This window comes from Mesorhizobium sp. M7A.F.Ca.US.006.01.1.1 (assembly GCF_003997935.1).
Classification (GTDB): domain Bacteria; phylum Pseudomonadota; class Alphaproteobacteria; order Rhizobiales; family Rhizobiaceae; genus Mesorhizobium.
Genome location: NZ_RZQL01000161.1, coordinates 1 through 16615 on the forward strand (window position 1 = coordinate 1; position 16615 = coordinate 16615).

Sequence of the window (16615 nt, forward strand, 5' to 3'; positions counted from 1 at the left end):
CGCCCGGCTCGAAGCTGACCAGCGTGGCCCGCAGCCGCGCCGGCGCCTCTTTCTCGATGATCGGCGTCTGCAGCACCCGGCCGGTAAAGTACTTGTCTGGCGCGATGATGGTCGGCACGCTGCCGCAGGCAATGATCTTCATGGTCGATGGTCCTTCAAAACAGCGGGCGACGGGTCGCCTGTTTCAGTTTCCGCCGATATCGGCCGACGTGCAACAGCTTCCGGCGGCCAGCCCAGGATATGATCCGCACGGACCCACGGGCCGAGCAAAGGATTTCTATTTTTCTTGCCCTGCCGGCAAACAAGTGGGACGATGGCTTTGGGCAGGTGGCAATTGAAAAGAACCCCCGCCCGCGACGGTCGAACAGGCCGGCCGCCGCTCAGGACCGATTGACCACGCCTGAACCATGCATGCCAGTCGGTCCTACGGGAAACGCCTGAGTGGAGGTCAGTCATGGGTACTCGCGCCGGAGGACGACGCACGGGACCGAAATGCATTGCCATAGTCGGTCCCTTCGCAAGCGGTAAGACGACACTTCTCGAAGCCATATTGGCCCGTACGGGCTCAATTCCCCGACAAAATCCCGTTTCATCAGGCAACACCGTTTCGGATCATTCGCCCGAGGCGCGCGCCCACGCCATGAGCGTCGAGGCGACGATTGCCACCACCGAATTCATGGGCGAGCAGATCACCTTCGTCGACTGTCCCGGCTCCATCGAATTTTCCTTCGAGGCCGAGCCGGTGCTGGCCGCCTGCGACCTCGCTGTGGTCGTAGCCGAGGCCGATGAAAAGAAGATCCCTGCCCTGCAGCTGATCATGCGCAAGCTCGACGATCTCGGCGTGCCGCGCATTCTGTTCCTCAACAAGGTCGACAAGGCAATCACCGGCGTGCGCGACACGCTGAAGATGCTGCAGCCGGCCAGTGCCGTGCCGTTGCTGCTGCGCCAGATTCCGCTGCGCAAGGACGGCGTCGTCATTGGTTCGATCGACCTGGCGCTGGAGCGCGCCTACATCTATCGCGAATATGCCGAAAGCGAGGTGGCGCAGATTCCCGGCGACGACAAGGCGCGCGAGCTAGAAGCGCGTTTCTCGATGCTGGAGACGCTGGCCGACCATGATGACCAGTTGATGGAACAGCTGCTCGAGGAGATCGAGCCGCCCAAGGACGCGATCTTCGACGATCTCGCCGCCGACCTGCGCGACGGCGCGGTGATCCCGGTGCTGATCGGCACCGCCGAGAAAGGTAACGGCGTGCTGCGCCTCCTGAAGGCGATCCGCCACGACGCGCCCGACATCGAGGCGACCCGCAAACGGCTCGGTGCACCCGACGGCGCGGCTACCCTGGTCCAGGTGATGAAGACCATCCACACCTCACATGGCGGCAAGCTGTCGGTGTCGCGCATCCTCTCCGGTCAGGTCGTCGACGGTTCCGAACTCTGGCTGCCCGGCGGCGACACGGCCAAGGTTTCCGGCATCTACCGGATGCTCGGCAAGGACCAGTCCAAGCTCTCCATCGCCAAGGCCGGCGATACGGTGGCACTGGGCAAGCTGGACGAGGTCAAGACCGGCCAGACGCTGAGTTCAGCCAAGGGCGGCATCAAGCCGCTCGTCCAGTTCGAGCCGCCGCAGCCGGTCTTCGCCTTCGCGCTCCGCCCCAAGGAGCGTAAGGACGAAGTGAAGATGTCGGCTGCCATCCAGCGGCTGGCCGAGGAGGACCCCTCTCTCAGCCTGCGCCACAATCAAGACTCGGCCGAAACCGTGCTGTCGGGCCATGGCGAGATGCATCTGCGCGTGGTGCGCGAGCGGCTGGAAGGCAAGAACCAGATACCGGTCGAAGGCCATCCGCCGGCGGTGCCCTATCGCGAGACGATCCGCAAATCGGCGCAGCAGCGCGGCCGTCACAAGAAACAGTCCGGCGGCCATGGCCAGTTCGGTGACGTGGTGATCGAGATCAAGCCGCTGCCGCGCGGCTCCGGCTTCCAGTTCACCGACACCATCACCGGCGGCGTCGTGCCCAAGACCTACATCCAGTCGGTCGAGACCGGGGTTCGCGACTATCTGAAATCCGGGCCGCTGGGCTTTCCGGTCGTGGATGTCGCAGTCAACCTGTCGGACGGCTCCTACCATGCGGTCGATTCCTCCGACATGGCCTTCCAGATGGCGGCCAGGCTGGCGATGAAGGAAGGCATGGCCGCGTGCTTGCCGGTGCTCCTGGAGCCCGTGATGAAGGTCGAGATCGTCACCCCCTCCGACGCCACCTCGAAGATCATCGCTCTCATCCCGCAGCGGCGCGGCCAGATCCTCGGCTACGACGCGCGGCCTGACTGGCCGGGATGGGATGTCGTCGAGGCAACCATGCCGCAAGCCGAGATCGGCGACCTGATCATCGAGTTGCGCTCGGCGACCGCGGGTGTTGCCAGCTATCGTGCCGCCTTCGACCACATGGCCGAACTCACCGGCCGTCTGGCCGACGACGCCATGAACGCCAACGGCAAGGCTGCCTGATGGCGTGGCCTTCCTCTCGAACCTGATTCGAGGGGAACAAAAGAAAACGACGTCCGGCGGGGACCGGACGTCGTTTTGTTCGCGGACCGTTTCCTTGGGAGGTAAAACGGCAGGTCCGCCGCATTTTGATGCCGCCGAAATCAGGCGGAGAAACGGTTCGGACGCGGTAGCCGCCTGAGCCCGGGCCGTACGAGTGATGCCCCCATCTCCCGTCCGAACCACACCGCGTCCTATGATCTACATAGCAGGTCGTGGGCGTCCGGGATATGTTACCAGAGGTTACATGTCACCGTTACGTGGCAATTGTGATGGAAATTTTGGCCGGCCCAACAGGGCACAGGCAACAAAAAAGCCGGATCAATGAAGATCCGGCTGAGTTTGATTGGAGTGCCTGTTAAGGCTAACCTCCAGAGGGGAACACTCGAGGGCGCTAATGGGAGGAGAACGCGCCCAGGAGATGATCTATATATGTGCTCATCATGCCCAAGAAACAAGCATCTATTTTGCAACACACACATGCAAAAAGACGCAGGCTGTGGTCTAACCCATTCCAGAAGCCAATAGGACCAGCAGAATCGTCGAAATGGGACGTTGAATCGGGCAATTGCAACTACAGAATCGCCAATCTCGGCTGGCTTTCGGCTCAAAATGTCAAAACTGGGCAATGATGTGGAAGCAGGCAGCAGGCGTGCATTTCTAAGGCAATCGGGGAGGAAGCAGCCAATGCGGACGTTTTCGGCGATCGCCGGCAGTGCGGCCTTCTTCATCGCCGCGCCCTGCGTGGTTGCCGGGCTGGTGCCCTGGCTGTTGACCGATCGCTGGGGCTTGCCGTGGTCTGATCTGCCGGGCTTTGTCCCTGTCGGCGGGCTTCTGATCGCCGCCGCGATCGCAGCACTGCTGCATGCCTTCGGTCGATTCGCGCTTGAGGGCCTCGGCACGCCCGCTCCGGTCGCGCCGACCGAGAGGCTGGTGATCGGCGGAATCTACCGTCATGTCCGCAACCCGATGTACGTCGCCGTGCTGTCGATCATCCTCAGCCAGGCATTGCTGTTGTCGAGCTGGACGCTGGCCGCCTATGCAGTCATCGGCGCGATCGCCATGGGCTCCTTCGTGCGGTTCTACGAGGAGCCGACCTTGGCTCACCGCTACGGCGCCGAATACGACACCTACCGCCGCAACGTCCTGGGCTGGCTGTCTCGACTGTCGCCCTGGCGGGGCTGATTCAGGTCGAAGCAGCGCCACATGGGGCATGTTGAGATTCAGGTCAGGACGAGCCGAGAGCGGGGGATTCCGAGAATCGGAACGGAGCGGACATTTGGGTCCGTGAGCACAGTTCTACCGCGATGCGGTAGAACGGGGAAGCGCAGGAAGCCGCCATTCGCAGGCCGGCCTCACCTGAATATCGGCATGTCCTCAGAAGGACCAGCTTCGGGCCTTGGCGATGATAAAGTCCCGGAACACGTGCAGCTTGGCCTGGTTCTTCATCGCGTCCGGATAGGCAAAATAGGTGTCGAAAGACGGCACCTCGGTCTCCGGCAGCAGTTGCACCAGGTCGGAGTCCTTGCTGATCACATAGTCGGGCAGCATGGCGATGCCGGCCCCACCCTGCACCGCACGCTTGATCGACAATATGTCGTTGATCTGCAGCGTCGGCACTCTTTGTCCGCCTTCGAAATCACCGACCGTTTCCAGCCAGTTCAGCTCCGACAGATGCGACGGCACCGGCACGCCGAAGGTGACGATGCGATGAGCCTTCAGTTCTGCGACGGAAGACGGCTTGCCGTGCTTGGCGACATAGGATGGGGCCGCGTAGAGATGGAAATGCACGGTGAACAGGCGGCGCTGGATCAGGTCCGGCTGCTGCGGCTGGCGCAGCCGGATGGCACAATCGGCCTGGCGCATGGTGAGGTCGAGTTCCTCGTTGGCGAGGATCAGCTGCAGGCTGATTTCGGGATAGAGCTCGATGAATTCCTGCACCCGCTCGGTCAGCCAGCCGGCGCCCAGCCCAACCGTCGTCGTCACCCGCAGCACGCCCGAAGGACGATCCTTGGTCTCGGTCAGCCGGGATTTTATTGTCTCCAGCTTCATCAGCACGTCATGCGCCGTGCGAAACAGCATCTCACCCTGCTCGGTCAGCACCAGCCCGCGGGCGTGGCGGTTGAACAGCGGCACGCCGACATCATGCTCGAGCGCGCTGACCTGCCGCGAGATCGCCGATTGCGACAGATGCAATGTCTCGGCCGCATGGGTAAACGACCCCGCCTCCGCCGCAGCGTGAAACACGCGTAGCTTGTCCCAGTCCAACGCCATGATTCCCCTCGTTCTGTTTTGGCGTCTGAATGAAAAATCAGGCTTTTACACGGCGTTTCTAAGCCGCTTTCTGAACTCTCTACTCGGCCGCTTCGCGATGCACTTCGATACCGGCCAGATACTTCTCCGCCTCAAGCGCGGCCATGCAGCCAAGCCCCGCCGCCGTCACCGCCTGGCGGTAGATATCGTCCGTCACATCGCCGGCCGCGAACACGCCCGGCACATCGGTGCAGGTCGAATCCGGCGCCGTCCACAGATAGCCGTTCGGCTTCTGCTTGAGCTTGCCGGCGAACAGTTCGACCGCTGGCGCATGGCCGATGGCCACGAACACGCCGTCGATCTTGAGGTGCGACACCTCGCCGGTCACCGCATGCTTGAGCTTCAGCCCCTCGACCGAGGGCGGCAGCGGCGTCTTGCCGGGCCGACCGGTGATCTCGTCGACGATCGTGTCCCAGATGACGCGGACATTGTCCTTCTTCAGAAGCCGCTCGCGCAGGATACGTTCGGCGCGAAAATCGCTGCGCCTGTGGATGACCGTCACGCTCTTGGCGAGATTGGACAGATAGAGCGCCTCTTCCACCGCCGAATTGCCGCCGCCGATCACCGCGACATCCTTGCCCCGGTAGAAGAAGCCGTCGCAGGTGGCGCAGGCCGAGACTCCAAAACCCATGAAGTCCTGCTCGGTCGGGATGCCCAGCCATTTCGCTTGCGCGCCGGTGGCGATGATCAGCGCGTCGGCGGTGTAGGTGGTGCCGGAATCGCCCTTGGCACGGAACGGTCGCACGTTGAGGTCGACCTCGGTGATGATGTCGTTGATGATGTCGGTGCCGACATGCTCGGCCTGTTTCAGCATCTGCTCCATCAGCCACGGACCCTGGATCGGATCGGCGAAGCCGGGATAGTTCTCGACATCGGTGGTGATCATCAACTGCCCGCCCTGCTGCAGGCCGGCGACCAGCATCGGCTTCAGCATGGCGCGGGCAGCATAGACCGCCGCCGTATAGCCGGCCGGGCCGGAACCGATGATAAGAACGGGCGCGTGCTTGGTGGTCATCTAAAGCCTCTGCGGAGGGCTGCCGGCAATTGCGGCATGGAAAACTCGATCATTGTCGCGCGTAATGTAAGTGTTGCCCACGACGCCAGCAAGGCAGGTTGGAGTTCGTCCCCGGAAAGCTTTGTCATACCTGTCGCCCGCTGATCCCGTGAAATATTCCGGGCGAAGGATGGAATGGACAGCGAAGTCGTTTAATTACAAAATCACGCAAGATTCTTGCGTATTACCCCCTCATGATCGAGAGCCCCCATGCCGCTCAAGGCCGACCTCGACGCCATCGACTGGAAGATCCTGCGCGAATTGCAGGGCGACGGCCGCATGACCAATGTCGAACTGTCGAACCGCGTCGGCATTTCGGCACCGCCATGCCTGCGCCGCGTCAAGCGCCTGGAGGAAGCCGGCATCATCCGTGGCTACCGCGCCTTGCTCAATGCACCAGCGCTCGGCCTCGATGTCGTTGCCTTCTGCCTGGTCGGCCTGCATCATCAGGCCGATGCCGAGCTGCGCATCTTTGCCGAGCGCACCCGCGGCTGGCCGATCGTACGCGACGCCTGGATGGTATCGGGCGAATCCGATTTCCTGCTGCATTGCGTGGCGAGCGACCTCGGCGCCTTTCAGAGCTTCGTCATCGAGGAACTGACCTCGACCCCGAATGTCGATACGGTGCGAACCGCGCTCACCATCCGCCGGGTCAAGGACGAAGGGCTGGTTTCGTTCGCACAGCCTTGAGCCGGTTGACCCCCGGCGGGCTTTCGCCGATGCCGCTTGAACGCCTCGCCATATCAGCGCCGCTTTGGCGTTCGATAGACTCTCCTGTGAAGCCGGATGCTCTGCCGTAGCCGCCTTGTTGGTTTCCTAGAGCAATTCCAGAAAAAGTGTGTAACGGTTTTCCCGGGGAAAGCGCATAGCGCTTTCGGGATTGCGTAAACAAGTGGCGCAGGGCAGCCCAATTCCGAGAATTGTGTGCCGTGGGGTGGGACGATGACTCGATTTTCTAGCCCGGTTTCGGCGCTGGTCATCTGCATGAACGAGGCCGACATGATCGGCGAATGCCTGGAAAGCATCGACTTCTGCGCCGAGATCATCGTCGTAGATTCGGGCTCGACGGACAGTACTCTGGACGTCGTCAATGGGTTCATCGCCAAGGGCTATCCGATAAGGCTGTTTCACAACGATTGGCCGGGCTTTCCTCGTCAGCGGCAATTCGCGCTCGATCAGGCCACGCAACCATGGTGCCTTTCGATTGAAGCCGATGAGGCCATCGACGCCGTGCTCAGGCAGTCGATCATGAAAGTGACGCAGCTTGGGAAGGACGCCTTCGACGGATGGTACATCAGACGTCGCGACAAGCTGAAGGGCTATGGCTACGCGCACCGCTGGGTGCTGCACAACCGGCTACTGCGTCTTTTCCGCCGCGACAAGGCCACCATGGACCTCAATCTGCGGGTTCATGAGTCGTTCGAGGTGCCGGGCGAAACCGGCACGATAGAAAACGGCGTGCTGCTGCATCGCCGCGAAATGACTATTGCCGAGGATCTGGCGAGAGCCAACACCTACTCCAGCCTTAAGGTCGCCACGCTGGTCGAACGAGCCAAGAAGCCTGGCCTGATAAGACTGGTGCTGTCGCCGTTCGGCAACTTCCTGAAGTTCTACCTGGCCAAGCGCTACTTCCTGTGCGGCCGGCACGGGTTCGCCTATTCGATGATGGTGATGGTGTATTCGTTCGCCACAGAGGCCAAGCTTTACGAAGCCTGGCGAGACAACGATCGGGTATAAGCCGTTACGGCGCGCCCGAGGCGGCGCCAAGTGCAGCTATTGCGGCGAGCAGGCCGTCGAAATCAGCGCGGTCGCACCAGGGCCGAATTGTGAAGCTCGATTGAACAGCCGCTTGCCCCTCCACCAGCCAGCCCTGCGAAAGGCCGGCGCGTTGTCCCGCTTCCATGTCGGCCTTCTTGTCGCCGACAATCAGCGAACGCCGCAGATCGAGCCGGAGACGCCTGGCCGCCTCAAGCAGCATGCCCGGATTGGGCTTGCGCATCGGATGATCTGCGGCCGCGAGCGGGCCGGAGCCCGCCTCGTGATAGGCGCAGGCAAGGACCATATCCACGAATGCACTATCGGCGCGTAGCAGCTCGAGCACGCGGCCATTGACGGCGGCGAAATCGCTCCAGCCGTAATAGCCGCGCGCGATGCCCGACTGGTTGGTGACGATGATGACGGGAACGCCGGCGCGGTTGGCGGCAGAGATCGCTGCGGCGATATCGGCGCGCAGCACTATTTCGGCTGGATCGTCGGGATAACCGGTATCGAAATTGATGGTGCCGTCGCGGTCGAGGAACAGCGCCGGCGTACCGGCGGGAAACACCGTCCGGCCGACCCGCTCGACCCATAGGCCGGGTTCCGCCAGCGGATAAGGGTCAGGCGTGGTGGAGTCAGCCATTGCTGAGACGCGCTTCAACCACCTCGCACAGATAATGATAGAGGCACAGATGCCCCTGCTGGATGATCGGCGTCGAGGTCGACGGCACGTTGAGCAGGATATCGGACAGAGGCTTCAGCTTGCCGCCGGTGTCGCCGGTCATGCCGATCACTGTCATGTCCATCCTCCGTGCCTGTTCGGCGGCGGCGAGGATGCTCGGCGAATTGCCGCTGGTCGAGATTGCCAGAAGCACGCCGCCGGCCGCGCCATGCGCCTCGACCTGGCGCGAAAACACCGTGTCGAAGCCATAGTCGTTGCCCCAGGCGGTCAGCACCGCTGCATTGGCCGGCAGCGCGATGACATTGTAGGCCTTGCGCTCCTTGAGAAAGCGGCCGACCAGTTCGCCGGCAATGTGGATGGCGTCGCTGGCCGAGCCGCCATTGCCGGCGATGAGCAAGGCTTTCCCCGACGAAAGCGCCGTCACCACCGCGCTCGCTGCCTGCTCCATCTCACCGGTCAGGTCCCGTTCGACCATGGCTGATATGGCAGCTGCCGAGCGGATAAGGTAATCGTTCAAGTCGGACATGAGCCCCTCAGTTTGTGGTGCCGCCGGCGCGCAATTTGCCAATGGTGTTGGTGGTGCTTTTGCCGGCGACGAGATCGACCAGCACGACGCGGCCGCCGGCTTTCTGCACCGCATCGGCGCCGACCACGGTGTCGACCGTGTAATCGGCGCCCTTGACCAGTATGTCGGGCAGCAGCGCTTCGATCAGCGCCAGCGGCGTATCTTCCTCGAACACCACGACCGCGTCGACCGAGGCGAGTGCTGCCAGCACGCAGGCGCGATCATGCTGGTCGTTGACCGGCCGGCCGGCGCCCTTCAGGCGCCGCACCGAGGCATCGCTGTTGAGGCCGAGCACCAGCCGGTCGCACTGGCTGCGCGCCGCGTGCAGCAAGCTGACATGGCCGGCATGCAGGATGTCGAAGCAGCCATTGGTGAAACCGACGCTCAGGCCCTCTTCCTTCCACGCCGCCACCATGCGGGCGGCCGATGTGGCGTCGAGGATCGCGTCCTTGTGGGCGGTCGGCCCATGCGAACGGAACAGCGCGCCGGTGAGTTCCTCGACCGTCAGCCGCGCGGTGCCGCGTTTTCCCACCACGACGCCACCAGCGGCATTGGCGATCGATGCGGCCATGACTGTGTCGGCGCCTACGGCCAGCGCCAGCGCGAAGCTCGCGATCACCGTATCGCCGGCGCCCGAAACGTCGAACACTTCGCGCGCCTGGGTGGCGATGTGGCGCGCCTCGTCGAGGCCGACCACGCTCATGCCCTTTTCGCTGCGCGTCGCAACGACGAAATCGAAACCATGTGCCGAAATCAGCTCGCGTGCGGCAGCCACGATCTCGTCATCGGCGAACACCGCATGGCCGACGGCCTCGCCGAGTTCCTTGCGGTTGGGGGTGATGGCGGTCGCCTTGGCATAGCGCGCGTAATCGCGGCCCTTCGGGTCGACCAGCACCGGCTTTCCAGTCTCGCGGCAGATGGCGATCAAGTCGCCGGCGACGCCGTCGAGCAGGACGCCCTTGCCGTAATCGGACAGGATGACGATGTCGGCGTGCGCCAGCGCGGCGCGGAAATGCCGGATCAGGCCGGCTCGCTCCGCAGCGCCCAGCGGCTTGATCTCCTCTTCATCGAAACGCAGCACCTGCTGGTTGAGCGCGCTGAAGCGGCTTTTGGACGATGTCATGCGACCACGCTCCTGCGCGAGGCCCGCCGTATCGGCGCCAAGTTCCCGCAGCATCCGCACCAGACTGTCGCCCGCCAGATCGGCGCCGATTACGGAAACGGGGACAGCGGCAGCGCCGAGCGAAACGATGTTGGCCACGACATTGCCGGCGCCGCCCATGGTCGAGGTCTCGCCGCGCCCGTGCAGCACCGGGATCGGCGCTTCCGGCGAGATCCGCTCGATGACGCCGTTGACGAAACGATCGAGGATGAAGTCGCCGACCACCAGCACGGTGGCTTGGCCGAACCGCGCAATGGCGCGGTGCAATGGTTCTGGAGAAGGCGGATTGTGCTTGATCATGTCACTGGCAACGCGAGGGTAAGGCAAACTCAATCGTGCTGAAAATTGTCAATTTACGGGCTGGATCGTTCATGCCTGCCGATATACCGCAAATCCACGCAGCGCAACGGCAGGGCATGATCCCGGCGGCCTCGGGCGGTCAGCTCTTCTGCAAGGCGACATGGACACCGAGCCCGACCAGCACCGCCCCTCCCGCCCGCTGCATCAGCCGCTGTGCGCGGCTCGAACGCCGCAGGCGGCCGATCACGGCGCCCGCCAGGAACACGCAGACGATATCGGCCGAGGAGAACATCAGATTGACTATCGTGCCGAGCACGACGAACTGCAGCCAGACCGGAAACGCCGCCGAGGCGTCGATGAATTGCGGCAGGAACGCCATGAAGAAAATCGCTGTCTTCGGATTGAGCACCTCGACGGTGATGCTCTCGAAAAAGGCGCGCCGCGCCGATTTGCGCTCGATCGCAGGCAGCGCCGCATCGCCGTCCGCGCGCTTGCGAAACAGCGAGATGCCAAGCCAGATCAGATAGAGCGCACCGACCAGCTTGACTGCCAGGTAGAGCGTCGGCACGGCATGAAACAGCACCGACAGCCCGGCAGCCGCTGCGAAAACATGCACGTAGCCGCCCAGATGAATGCCAAGTGCCGCCGTCAGGCCGGACCAGCGGCCGCGCGCCATCGTCTGCGCGGCGGCATAGAGCATGGCCGGACCGGGAATGTAGGCGAAGATCGCCGTGGTGGCGAAAAATGCGATGAGCAGTTCGGTCGATGGCATTTTTGGTCCCTCACGATCGTGCCGGGCGGCACGAACCGACTGAAGCGGCAGCTTTGCGGCACCACTGTGACATCCGGTCTGCTGCCTGCTTTATCGACAGCCCACCCTACCTCCCTTATAAGGGCCGGAATCGGCAAATGAAACGCGTATCAGGGCCAACAACATGATCATCGTCACGGGCGGCGCCGGCATGATCGGCTCCAACATCGTCGCCGCGCTGAATGCCGAAGGGCATGACGACATCCTCGTCGTCGACGACCTCACCGACGGCCACAAGACAGCCAATCTCGCCGACCTTCAGATCGCCGACTATCTCGACAAGGACGATTTCCTGCCCCGCATGGAGGCCGGCTCGCTCGGCCGCATCGAGGCCGTGTTCCATCAGGGCGCCTGCTCGACCACCACCGAGTGGAACGGCAAATTCATGATGGAGGTGAATTACGCCTTCTCGAAACGGCTGCTGCATGCAAGCCAGACTTTGCGGGTGCCTTTCCTTTATGCCTCCTCGGCTTCCGTCTATGGCGGCGGCGCGGAGTTTCGCGAGGATCCCGCGCTCGAGCGGCCGCTCAATGTCTACGCCTATTCCAAGAAGCTGTTCGACGACTACGTCAGGCGAACCGTGTTCGATACCGATCATTCGCAGGTCGTGGGCCTGCGCTACTTCAACGTCTATGGCCCGCGCGAAGCGCACAAGGGCGCCATGGCCTCCGTCGCCTTCCATCTGTTCAACCAGGTCGAGCGAGGCGAGAACCCGAAACTGTTCGGCGCCTATGACGGGTTCGGACCCGGCGAACAAAGCCGTGACTTCATCCATGTCGGCGACGTTGCCGACGTCAATCTGTGGCTGTGGAAACAGGGCTCAAGCGGCATCTTCAATTGCGGCACCGGCCGTGCCCAGCCCTTCCGCGCCATCGCCGAAACGGTGATCGACACGTCGGGTAAAGGGGAGATTGAATTCATCCCCTTCCCCGACCATCTCAAGGGCAGCTACCAGAGCTTTACGCAAGCTGATATGTCCCGTTTGCGCGCGGCCGGTTACAATGGCCAATTCCGGACAGTGGAAACCGGTGTCAGAGACTATGTCGAATGGCTGAAAGCCCAACGATCCTCGTGATCGGCCCACGCTGGGTGGGCGACATGGTGATGGCGCAGTGCCTGTTTTCGGCGCTGAAGGAGTTGCATCCCAACGCCGCCATCGATGTGTTGGCGCCGGCTTGGGCAGCACCCCTGGTCAAGCGCATGCCCGAAATCCGCCAGCAGATCGACTTTCCGCTCAAACCCGGCACGCTCGAATTCACCCATCGTCGCCGCTTCGGTCGCCTGCTGCGCGGCCGCTACGACATGGCCTATATCCTGCCGGGCAGCTGGAAGTCGGCCCTGATCCCCTTCTTTGCCCGCATTCCGCGCCGTGTCGGCAATTTGCGCGAGATGCGCTACGGCCTGTTGACCGACATCGTCCCATTGCCCGACAGCATCAAACGACGCACCGCGCAGGCCTATTTCGGCCTTGCCCAGGGCGGTAGTTTCCGGGCGCCACGGCTTAGCGTGGACACGAAAAATCAGGTCGACCTGCTCGGCCGTTTCGGGCTGGCGCCGCAGAAATTCGTGGCCCTGATGCCCGGCGCCGAATTCGGCCCGGCCAAGCGCTGGCCCAGCGAAAGCTATGCCGGGCTTGCCCGCGATTTCATGGGCAAAGGCTTGAAGGTCGCGCTGTTCGGCTCAAAGAACGACCGCGACGTGACGGCGGAGATCGCAGCCCTGGCCCCCGGCGTCATCGATCTCGCCGGACAGACGCGGCTGGAGGACGCCATCGACCTGATATCCGCCGCAAGACTGGCCGTGTCCAACGACAGCGGGCTGATGCATGTCGCGGCCGCCGTCGGCACGCCGATCGTCGCCGTCTACGGCTCGACCTCGCCCGAGAACACGCCCCCGCTGGCGGAACGCCGCGAGCTGGTCTGGCTCGGCCTGTCGTGCTCGCCCTGCCACCAGAAGGTCTGTCCGCTCGGCCACCTCAACTGCCTCAAGACGCTTGAAGTCGGCCAGGTCGCGGCAGCTGCGGACCGGCTGCTGGAAATCCCGGCCGCGGCATGAAGGTGCTGATCGTCAAGACGTCGTCGATGGGCGATGTCATCCACACCTTTCCGGCGGTCGAGGATGCCCGTCGCCACCGCCCGGACCTGACCTTCGACTGGTGCGTCGAAGAGGCATTCGCCGGTATCGTCGCACTTCACCCGGCGGTCGACGATATCCATACGGTGGCGATCCGGCGCTGGCGCAAGGCGCTGCTTGACGGCGCCACCTGGCGCGAGGCGGCCGCCCTGCGCCGCACCTTGCGAGATTGCCGCTACGACCTGGTCATCGATGCGCAAGGCCTCCTGAAATCGGCTCTGGTTGCAAGACAGGCGGGCTCCCCTATTGCCGGCTTCGACCGTTCGAGCGCGCGCGAACCTTCTGCGACGCTGTTCTACGATGCCACTTATCCCGTGCCGCGCGACCTGCACGCCATCGAACGGACGCGGCGGCTGTTCGGGCTGGCGCTCGGCTATCAGCCCGATCTTTCGACCCTGGACTCCGGCATCGTGCCGCCCGCCGGCACTCTGGCGGGCACGTCTGGAAAAACCGCCTTCCTGCTGCACGGCACCAGCCGCGAAGACAAGAAATGGCCGGCCGAAGATTGGATCGGAACCGCGCGCCTCCTGATTGAGCGGGGGATGACGCCGGTGACGACCTGGTCGAACGAGCGTGAGAAGGCCGTGGCCGAGGCGATCGTAGGCGCCGTGCCGTCAACGATCGTGGTGCCGAAATCGCCGCTGTCCGAAATCGCCGCCATCCTTGGCCGCTCGACGCTGGTTATCGGCGCCGACACCGGGCTCACTCACCTCGCCAGTGCCTTTGGCCTGCCGACGGTCGCAATTTTCCTGGCAACAGAGCCCGGGTTGACGGGTCCTCGCGGGCAATATGCGTCGACGCTTTTGGCACCGCCCAGGAGGCGTGTGATGCCGGCGGAGGTGGTGGCGGAGGCAGAAAGGCTGCTGGCGCTTAAAGTCGGCGCCAGCACCGGTTGATTTAGTCAATAATTGAATTGGAAGGCTAGCGCCGCCGCGCCCGCCTCAAATTCCCTAGATGAACTGCACCTGGACGATCTCATACCCCCTGGCACCGCCGGGCGCATTGACCTCGATGGCGTCGCCGACTTCCTTGCCGATGAGCGCACGCGCGATCGGCGAGGAGATCGAGATGCGGCCGGACTTCACGTCCGCCTCCTGGTCGCCGACGATCCGGTAGGTCTTCTTTTCCTCGGTGTCCTCGTCGACCAGCACCACGGTGGCGCCGAACTTGATCTTGTCGCCGCTGAGCTTGCTGACGTCGATCACCTCGGCGCGCGCAATATAATCTTCAAGCTCGTTGACGCGGCCCTCGTTGAGGCTCTGCGCCTCTTTGGCGGCATGATATTCGGCATTTTCGGACAGGTCGCCATGCGAGCGCGCTTCGGAGATCGCCTCGATGATGCGCGGCCGCTCTTCCTGCTGGCGCCAGCGCAGTTCTTCCTTCAATGACGCGAACCCCTCGCCTGTCATCGGGACCTTGTTCATGATGCCTGCCTTTCCTGCTGCCACCCCCGCGTATCGGGGAAAGCCTTGTCGATGGGTACAAAAAGAAAACGGGTCCGGCAGCCTCGAGCTTACGGAACCGTTTCACCGCAATTTCCCTGAATATAGCAATGTCAGCGGGTTTTTCACGCCCAAAAATCAGTTTTGCTAAAATCATCCCCGTTTTCATCAGTCGGGGACGATGAATGAGACCGGGAGCAACAAAAAACGGCCGCGATCGCTCGCGGCCGCTTGGAAGAGCCCTGGGATCTTTTCAGCTTCTCATGAAATGGTCGATCTGCTCGGCCAGCATGCCATATTCACGCGAACCCTTGCCGGTCCGCTTCTCGATTTCCATCAACTGCTGCTGGGCGCCGGCCAGATCGCCGATCTGCAGATGCGCTTCGCCGAGATATTCGCGCACCAGCGTGTAGTTCGGATCGACGCGCAGCGCTTCCTCGTAATAGCCGAGGCCGACGGTGACGCGGCCGGAATGGCGGTGCGAATAGCCGAGATAGTTGAGGATGCGCGGATCCTGCTTGTTGGCGGCGAGGCTGAGCACGGCAATCGCCTCGTCATAGCGCCCGGCCATCGCCAGCGCGTGGCCTGCATCATAGATGCTGTCGTCGTCGAGCATGCCTTCCTGGGGCGCGACGCACTTTTTCTTCTTCTTGTCCCAGACCTGGCCCTTCTTGCACTGGGTGACGGTTTCGTCACCGCCACCGCCACCGCTGCCGGCGGCGTATACGGGAACGGCGAGGAACTGCAGCGCGAGTAGCGCAGTGGCAGCCTGGATCAGCACTCTTTTATGCATCGAAACCTCCTGGAGGGGTGAGAATGCAACACTAACGCCGGTCGGCTTGCGTTTCATCCCGGAAAAATGCGTACCGGAGAACATCAGGTGACGGATGCTGCGAATCCGCTATCATCCGGCAAACGACCTGAGGGAGACGGCCCTTGCAGCGGCGGCTTGAAAAGGACTGGGAGCTTTCGATCGGCCCCGACACGGTGCGCCTGTTCATCCTCAGGGCAAAGGCGCTGAGTGCGGCCGTCAATGAAGACTACGCCGATGGCGCCGAGCACGAGGTCGAACTCGATGGCGAGTCCCACGTCAACCATCACCATGACGGCCTTGCCGAGGAAAGCTCCGAGAACCTGACCGAGGAAGAGCTGCGCGAGCTGATCAACGACCTCAATGTCGATGAAGCGGCCGAGCTGATCGCGCTCGCCTGGGTCGGTCGCGGCGACTACGACGCCACCGAATGGGCGGACGCGCTTGCTGCCGCGCGCGAACGCGCCAACAAGCGCACCGCAAAATACCTGCTTGGCATGCCGCTGCTCGCCGACTGGCTGGAGGAAGGTCTGGAAGCGATCGGTGCGTAACGACGCGGTTACCGTTCGTGATGCGGCCAAGGCAACCACCTTGCGTCGGCGCCGTTGAGGGCGATGGGGTCGCTTGTCTTTTCCCGAACATTCAGGATCGCGTTGGTCATGGCCGTCACGGCCTTGCTGGTGATGCCGACCGAGGCGAGACATCGCCATCGGCATCACGAGCCGTTGACGCCGAGGATAGAGCAGCCGTTGACACCACGAGCCGAACAGCCCCTTAAACCGCGAGGCGGAAAGCGCCTGAAACCACGAAGACACCGGTCGGTGACGCCGAAGCAGGCACAGCAGAAAACGCTGCCTCCGCTGCCCTTGCCTGCCGATGTTCCGGTGCCGGGGCCCAATATTCCGGTGCCCGAGCCACGCCCGACGGACGCTCCAAAGGCCGACGCTGCAAAGACAGAGGAGCAGGAGGCGGAAGGTCCGAAGACCACTGGCGCGCCCGATGGTAACCGTGAAGAAAAATCCCGCGAAAAGCAGGCACTTCC

16 protein-coding genes and 2 pseudogenes are annotated in these 16615 nt (G+C 63.0%); 9 read left to right on the plus strand and 9 right to left on the minus strand.

Annotated elements, in window-relative coordinates:
* Positions 1-142, minus strand: a pseudogene (locus tag EN943_RS38450) (cupin domain-containing protein); the annotation flags it as partial.
* 312 nt (positions 143-454) lie between these two features.
* Here EN943_RS38450 and EN943_RS24730 point away from each other — a divergent pair.
* Positions 455-2506, plus strand: coding sequence for an elongation factor G (locus tag EN943_RS24730; protein WP_127415011.1), 2052 nt, complete (start codon positions 455-457; stop codon positions 2504-2506).
* Between the two features lie 723 nt (positions 2507-3229).
* Positions 3230-3727: an isoprenylcysteine carboxylmethyltransferase family protein gene (locus EN943_RS24735; RefSeq protein WP_127415012.1), complete on the plus strand. Its 498-nt coding sequence runs from the start codon at positions 3230-3232 to the stop codon at positions 3725-3727.
* Between the two features lie 192 nt (positions 3728-3919).
* Here the strand turns inward: EN943_RS24735 and EN943_RS24740 are convergent, their stop codons facing one another.
* Together EN943_RS24740 and trxB are read right to left on the minus strand one after the other, a co-directional pair.
* Positions 3920-4816 carry a LysR family transcriptional regulator gene (locus tag EN943_RS24740; protein WP_023809733.1) on the minus strand — a complete coding sequence of 299 codons (897 nt, stop codon included), beginning with the start codon at positions 4814-4816 and terminating at the stop codon, positions 3920-3922.
* A gap of 79 nt (positions 4817-4895) precedes the next feature.
* Complete coding sequence (trxB, locus tag EN943_RS24745; RefSeq protein WP_127415013.1) at positions 4896-5870, minus strand: thioredoxin-disulfide reductase; 975 nt, start codon at positions 5868-5870, stop codon at positions 4896-4898.
* A gap of 249 nt (positions 5871-6119) precedes the next feature.
* Between trxB and EN943_RS24750 the strand changes: the two genes are divergently transcribed.
* Complete coding sequence (locus EN943_RS24750; RefSeq protein ID WP_013530077.1) at positions 6120-6599, plus strand: Lrp/AsnC family transcriptional regulator; 480 nt, start codon at positions 6120-6122, stop codon at positions 6597-6599.
* A gap of 252 nt (positions 6600-6851) precedes the next feature.
* A complete protein-coding gene (locus EN943_RS24755) occupies positions 6852-7646 on the plus strand; it encodes a glycosyltransferase family 2 protein (protein ID WP_127415014.1) in 795 nt (264 codons plus the stop codon).
* Between the two features lie 4 nt (positions 7647-7650).
* Here EN943_RS24755 and EN943_RS24760 read toward each other — a convergent pair whose 3' ends face one another.
* From EN943_RS24760 to EN943_RS24775, 4 genes are all read right to left on the minus strand, one after another.
* Complete coding sequence (locus tag EN943_RS24760; RefSeq protein WP_127415015.1) at positions 7651-8310, minus strand: HAD-IIIA family hydrolase; 660 nt, start codon at positions 8308-8310, stop codon at positions 7651-7653.
* A complete protein-coding gene (locus EN943_RS24765) occupies positions 8303-8875 on the minus strand; it encodes an SIS domain-containing protein (RefSeq protein WP_127415016.1) in 573 nt (190 codons plus the stop codon). Before EN943_RS24765 ends, EN943_RS24760 begins: the two co-directional genes overlap by 8 nt.
* 7 nt (positions 8876-8882) lie before the next feature.
* Positions 8883-10376, minus strand: coding sequence for a D-glycero-beta-D-manno-heptose-7-phosphate kinase (gene rfaE1 / locus EN943_RS24770; protein ID WP_127415017.1), 1494 nt, complete (start codon positions 10374-10376; stop codon positions 8883-8885).
* A 139-nt stretch (positions 10377-10515) separates the two neighbouring features.
* Entirely contained in the window at positions 10516-11148 is a 633-nt protein-coding gene (locus EN943_RS24775) for a LysE family translocator (protein WP_024504155.1), read from the minus strand.
* A 163-nt stretch (positions 11149-11311) separates the two neighbouring features.
* Between EN943_RS24775 and rfaD the strand changes: the two genes are divergently transcribed.
* From rfaD to waaC, 3 genes are read left to right on the plus strand one after another with little or no spacing between them, the layout of a single operon-like run.
* Positions 11312-12262 carry an ADP-glyceromanno-heptose 6-epimerase gene (gene rfaD / locus EN943_RS24780; RefSeq protein WP_127415018.1) on the plus strand — a complete coding sequence of 317 codons (951 nt, stop codon included), beginning with the start codon at positions 11312-11314 and terminating at the stop codon, positions 12260-12262.
* A complete protein-coding gene (waaF, locus tag EN943_RS24785) occupies positions 12235-13242 on the plus strand; it encodes a lipopolysaccharide heptosyltransferase II (RefSeq protein ID WP_127415019.1) in 1008 nt (335 codons plus the stop codon). The genes rfaD and waaF overlap by 28 nt, the downstream gene beginning before the upstream one ends.
* Positions 13239-14216: a lipopolysaccharide heptosyltransferase I gene (gene waaC / locus EN943_RS24790; protein ID WP_127415020.1), complete on the plus strand. Its 978-nt coding sequence runs from the start codon at positions 13239-13241 to the stop codon at positions 14214-14216. The genes waaF and waaC overlap by 4 nt, the downstream gene beginning before the upstream one ends.
* A 54-nt stretch (positions 14217-14270) precedes the next feature.
* Here waaC and greA read toward each other — a convergent pair whose 3' ends face one another.
* A complete protein-coding gene (gene greA, locus EN943_RS24795; protein ID WP_013530066.1) occupies positions 14271-14744 on the minus strand; it encodes a transcription elongation factor GreA in 474 nt (157 codons plus the stop codon).
* 271 nt (positions 14745-15015) lie between these two features.
* Positions 15016-15555, minus strand: coding sequence for a tetratricopeptide repeat protein (locus EN943_RS24800; protein WP_127415021.1), 540 nt, complete (start codon positions 15553-15555; stop codon positions 15016-15018).
* Positions 15556-15698: 143 nt separating this feature from the next.
* Here EN943_RS24800 and EN943_RS24805 point away from each other — a divergent pair, with 143 nt between their 5' ends.
* Both EN943_RS24805 and EN943_RS24810 read left to right on the plus strand, forming a co-directional pair.
* Complete coding sequence (locus tag EN943_RS24805) at positions 15699-16124, plus strand: DUF3775 domain-containing protein (RefSeq protein WP_127415022.1); 426 nt, start codon at positions 15699-15701, stop codon at positions 16122-16124.
* Positions 16125-16232: 108 nt separating this feature from the next.
* Positions 16233-16615: pseudogene (locus EN943_RS24810) on the plus strand (extensin family protein); the annotation flags it as partial.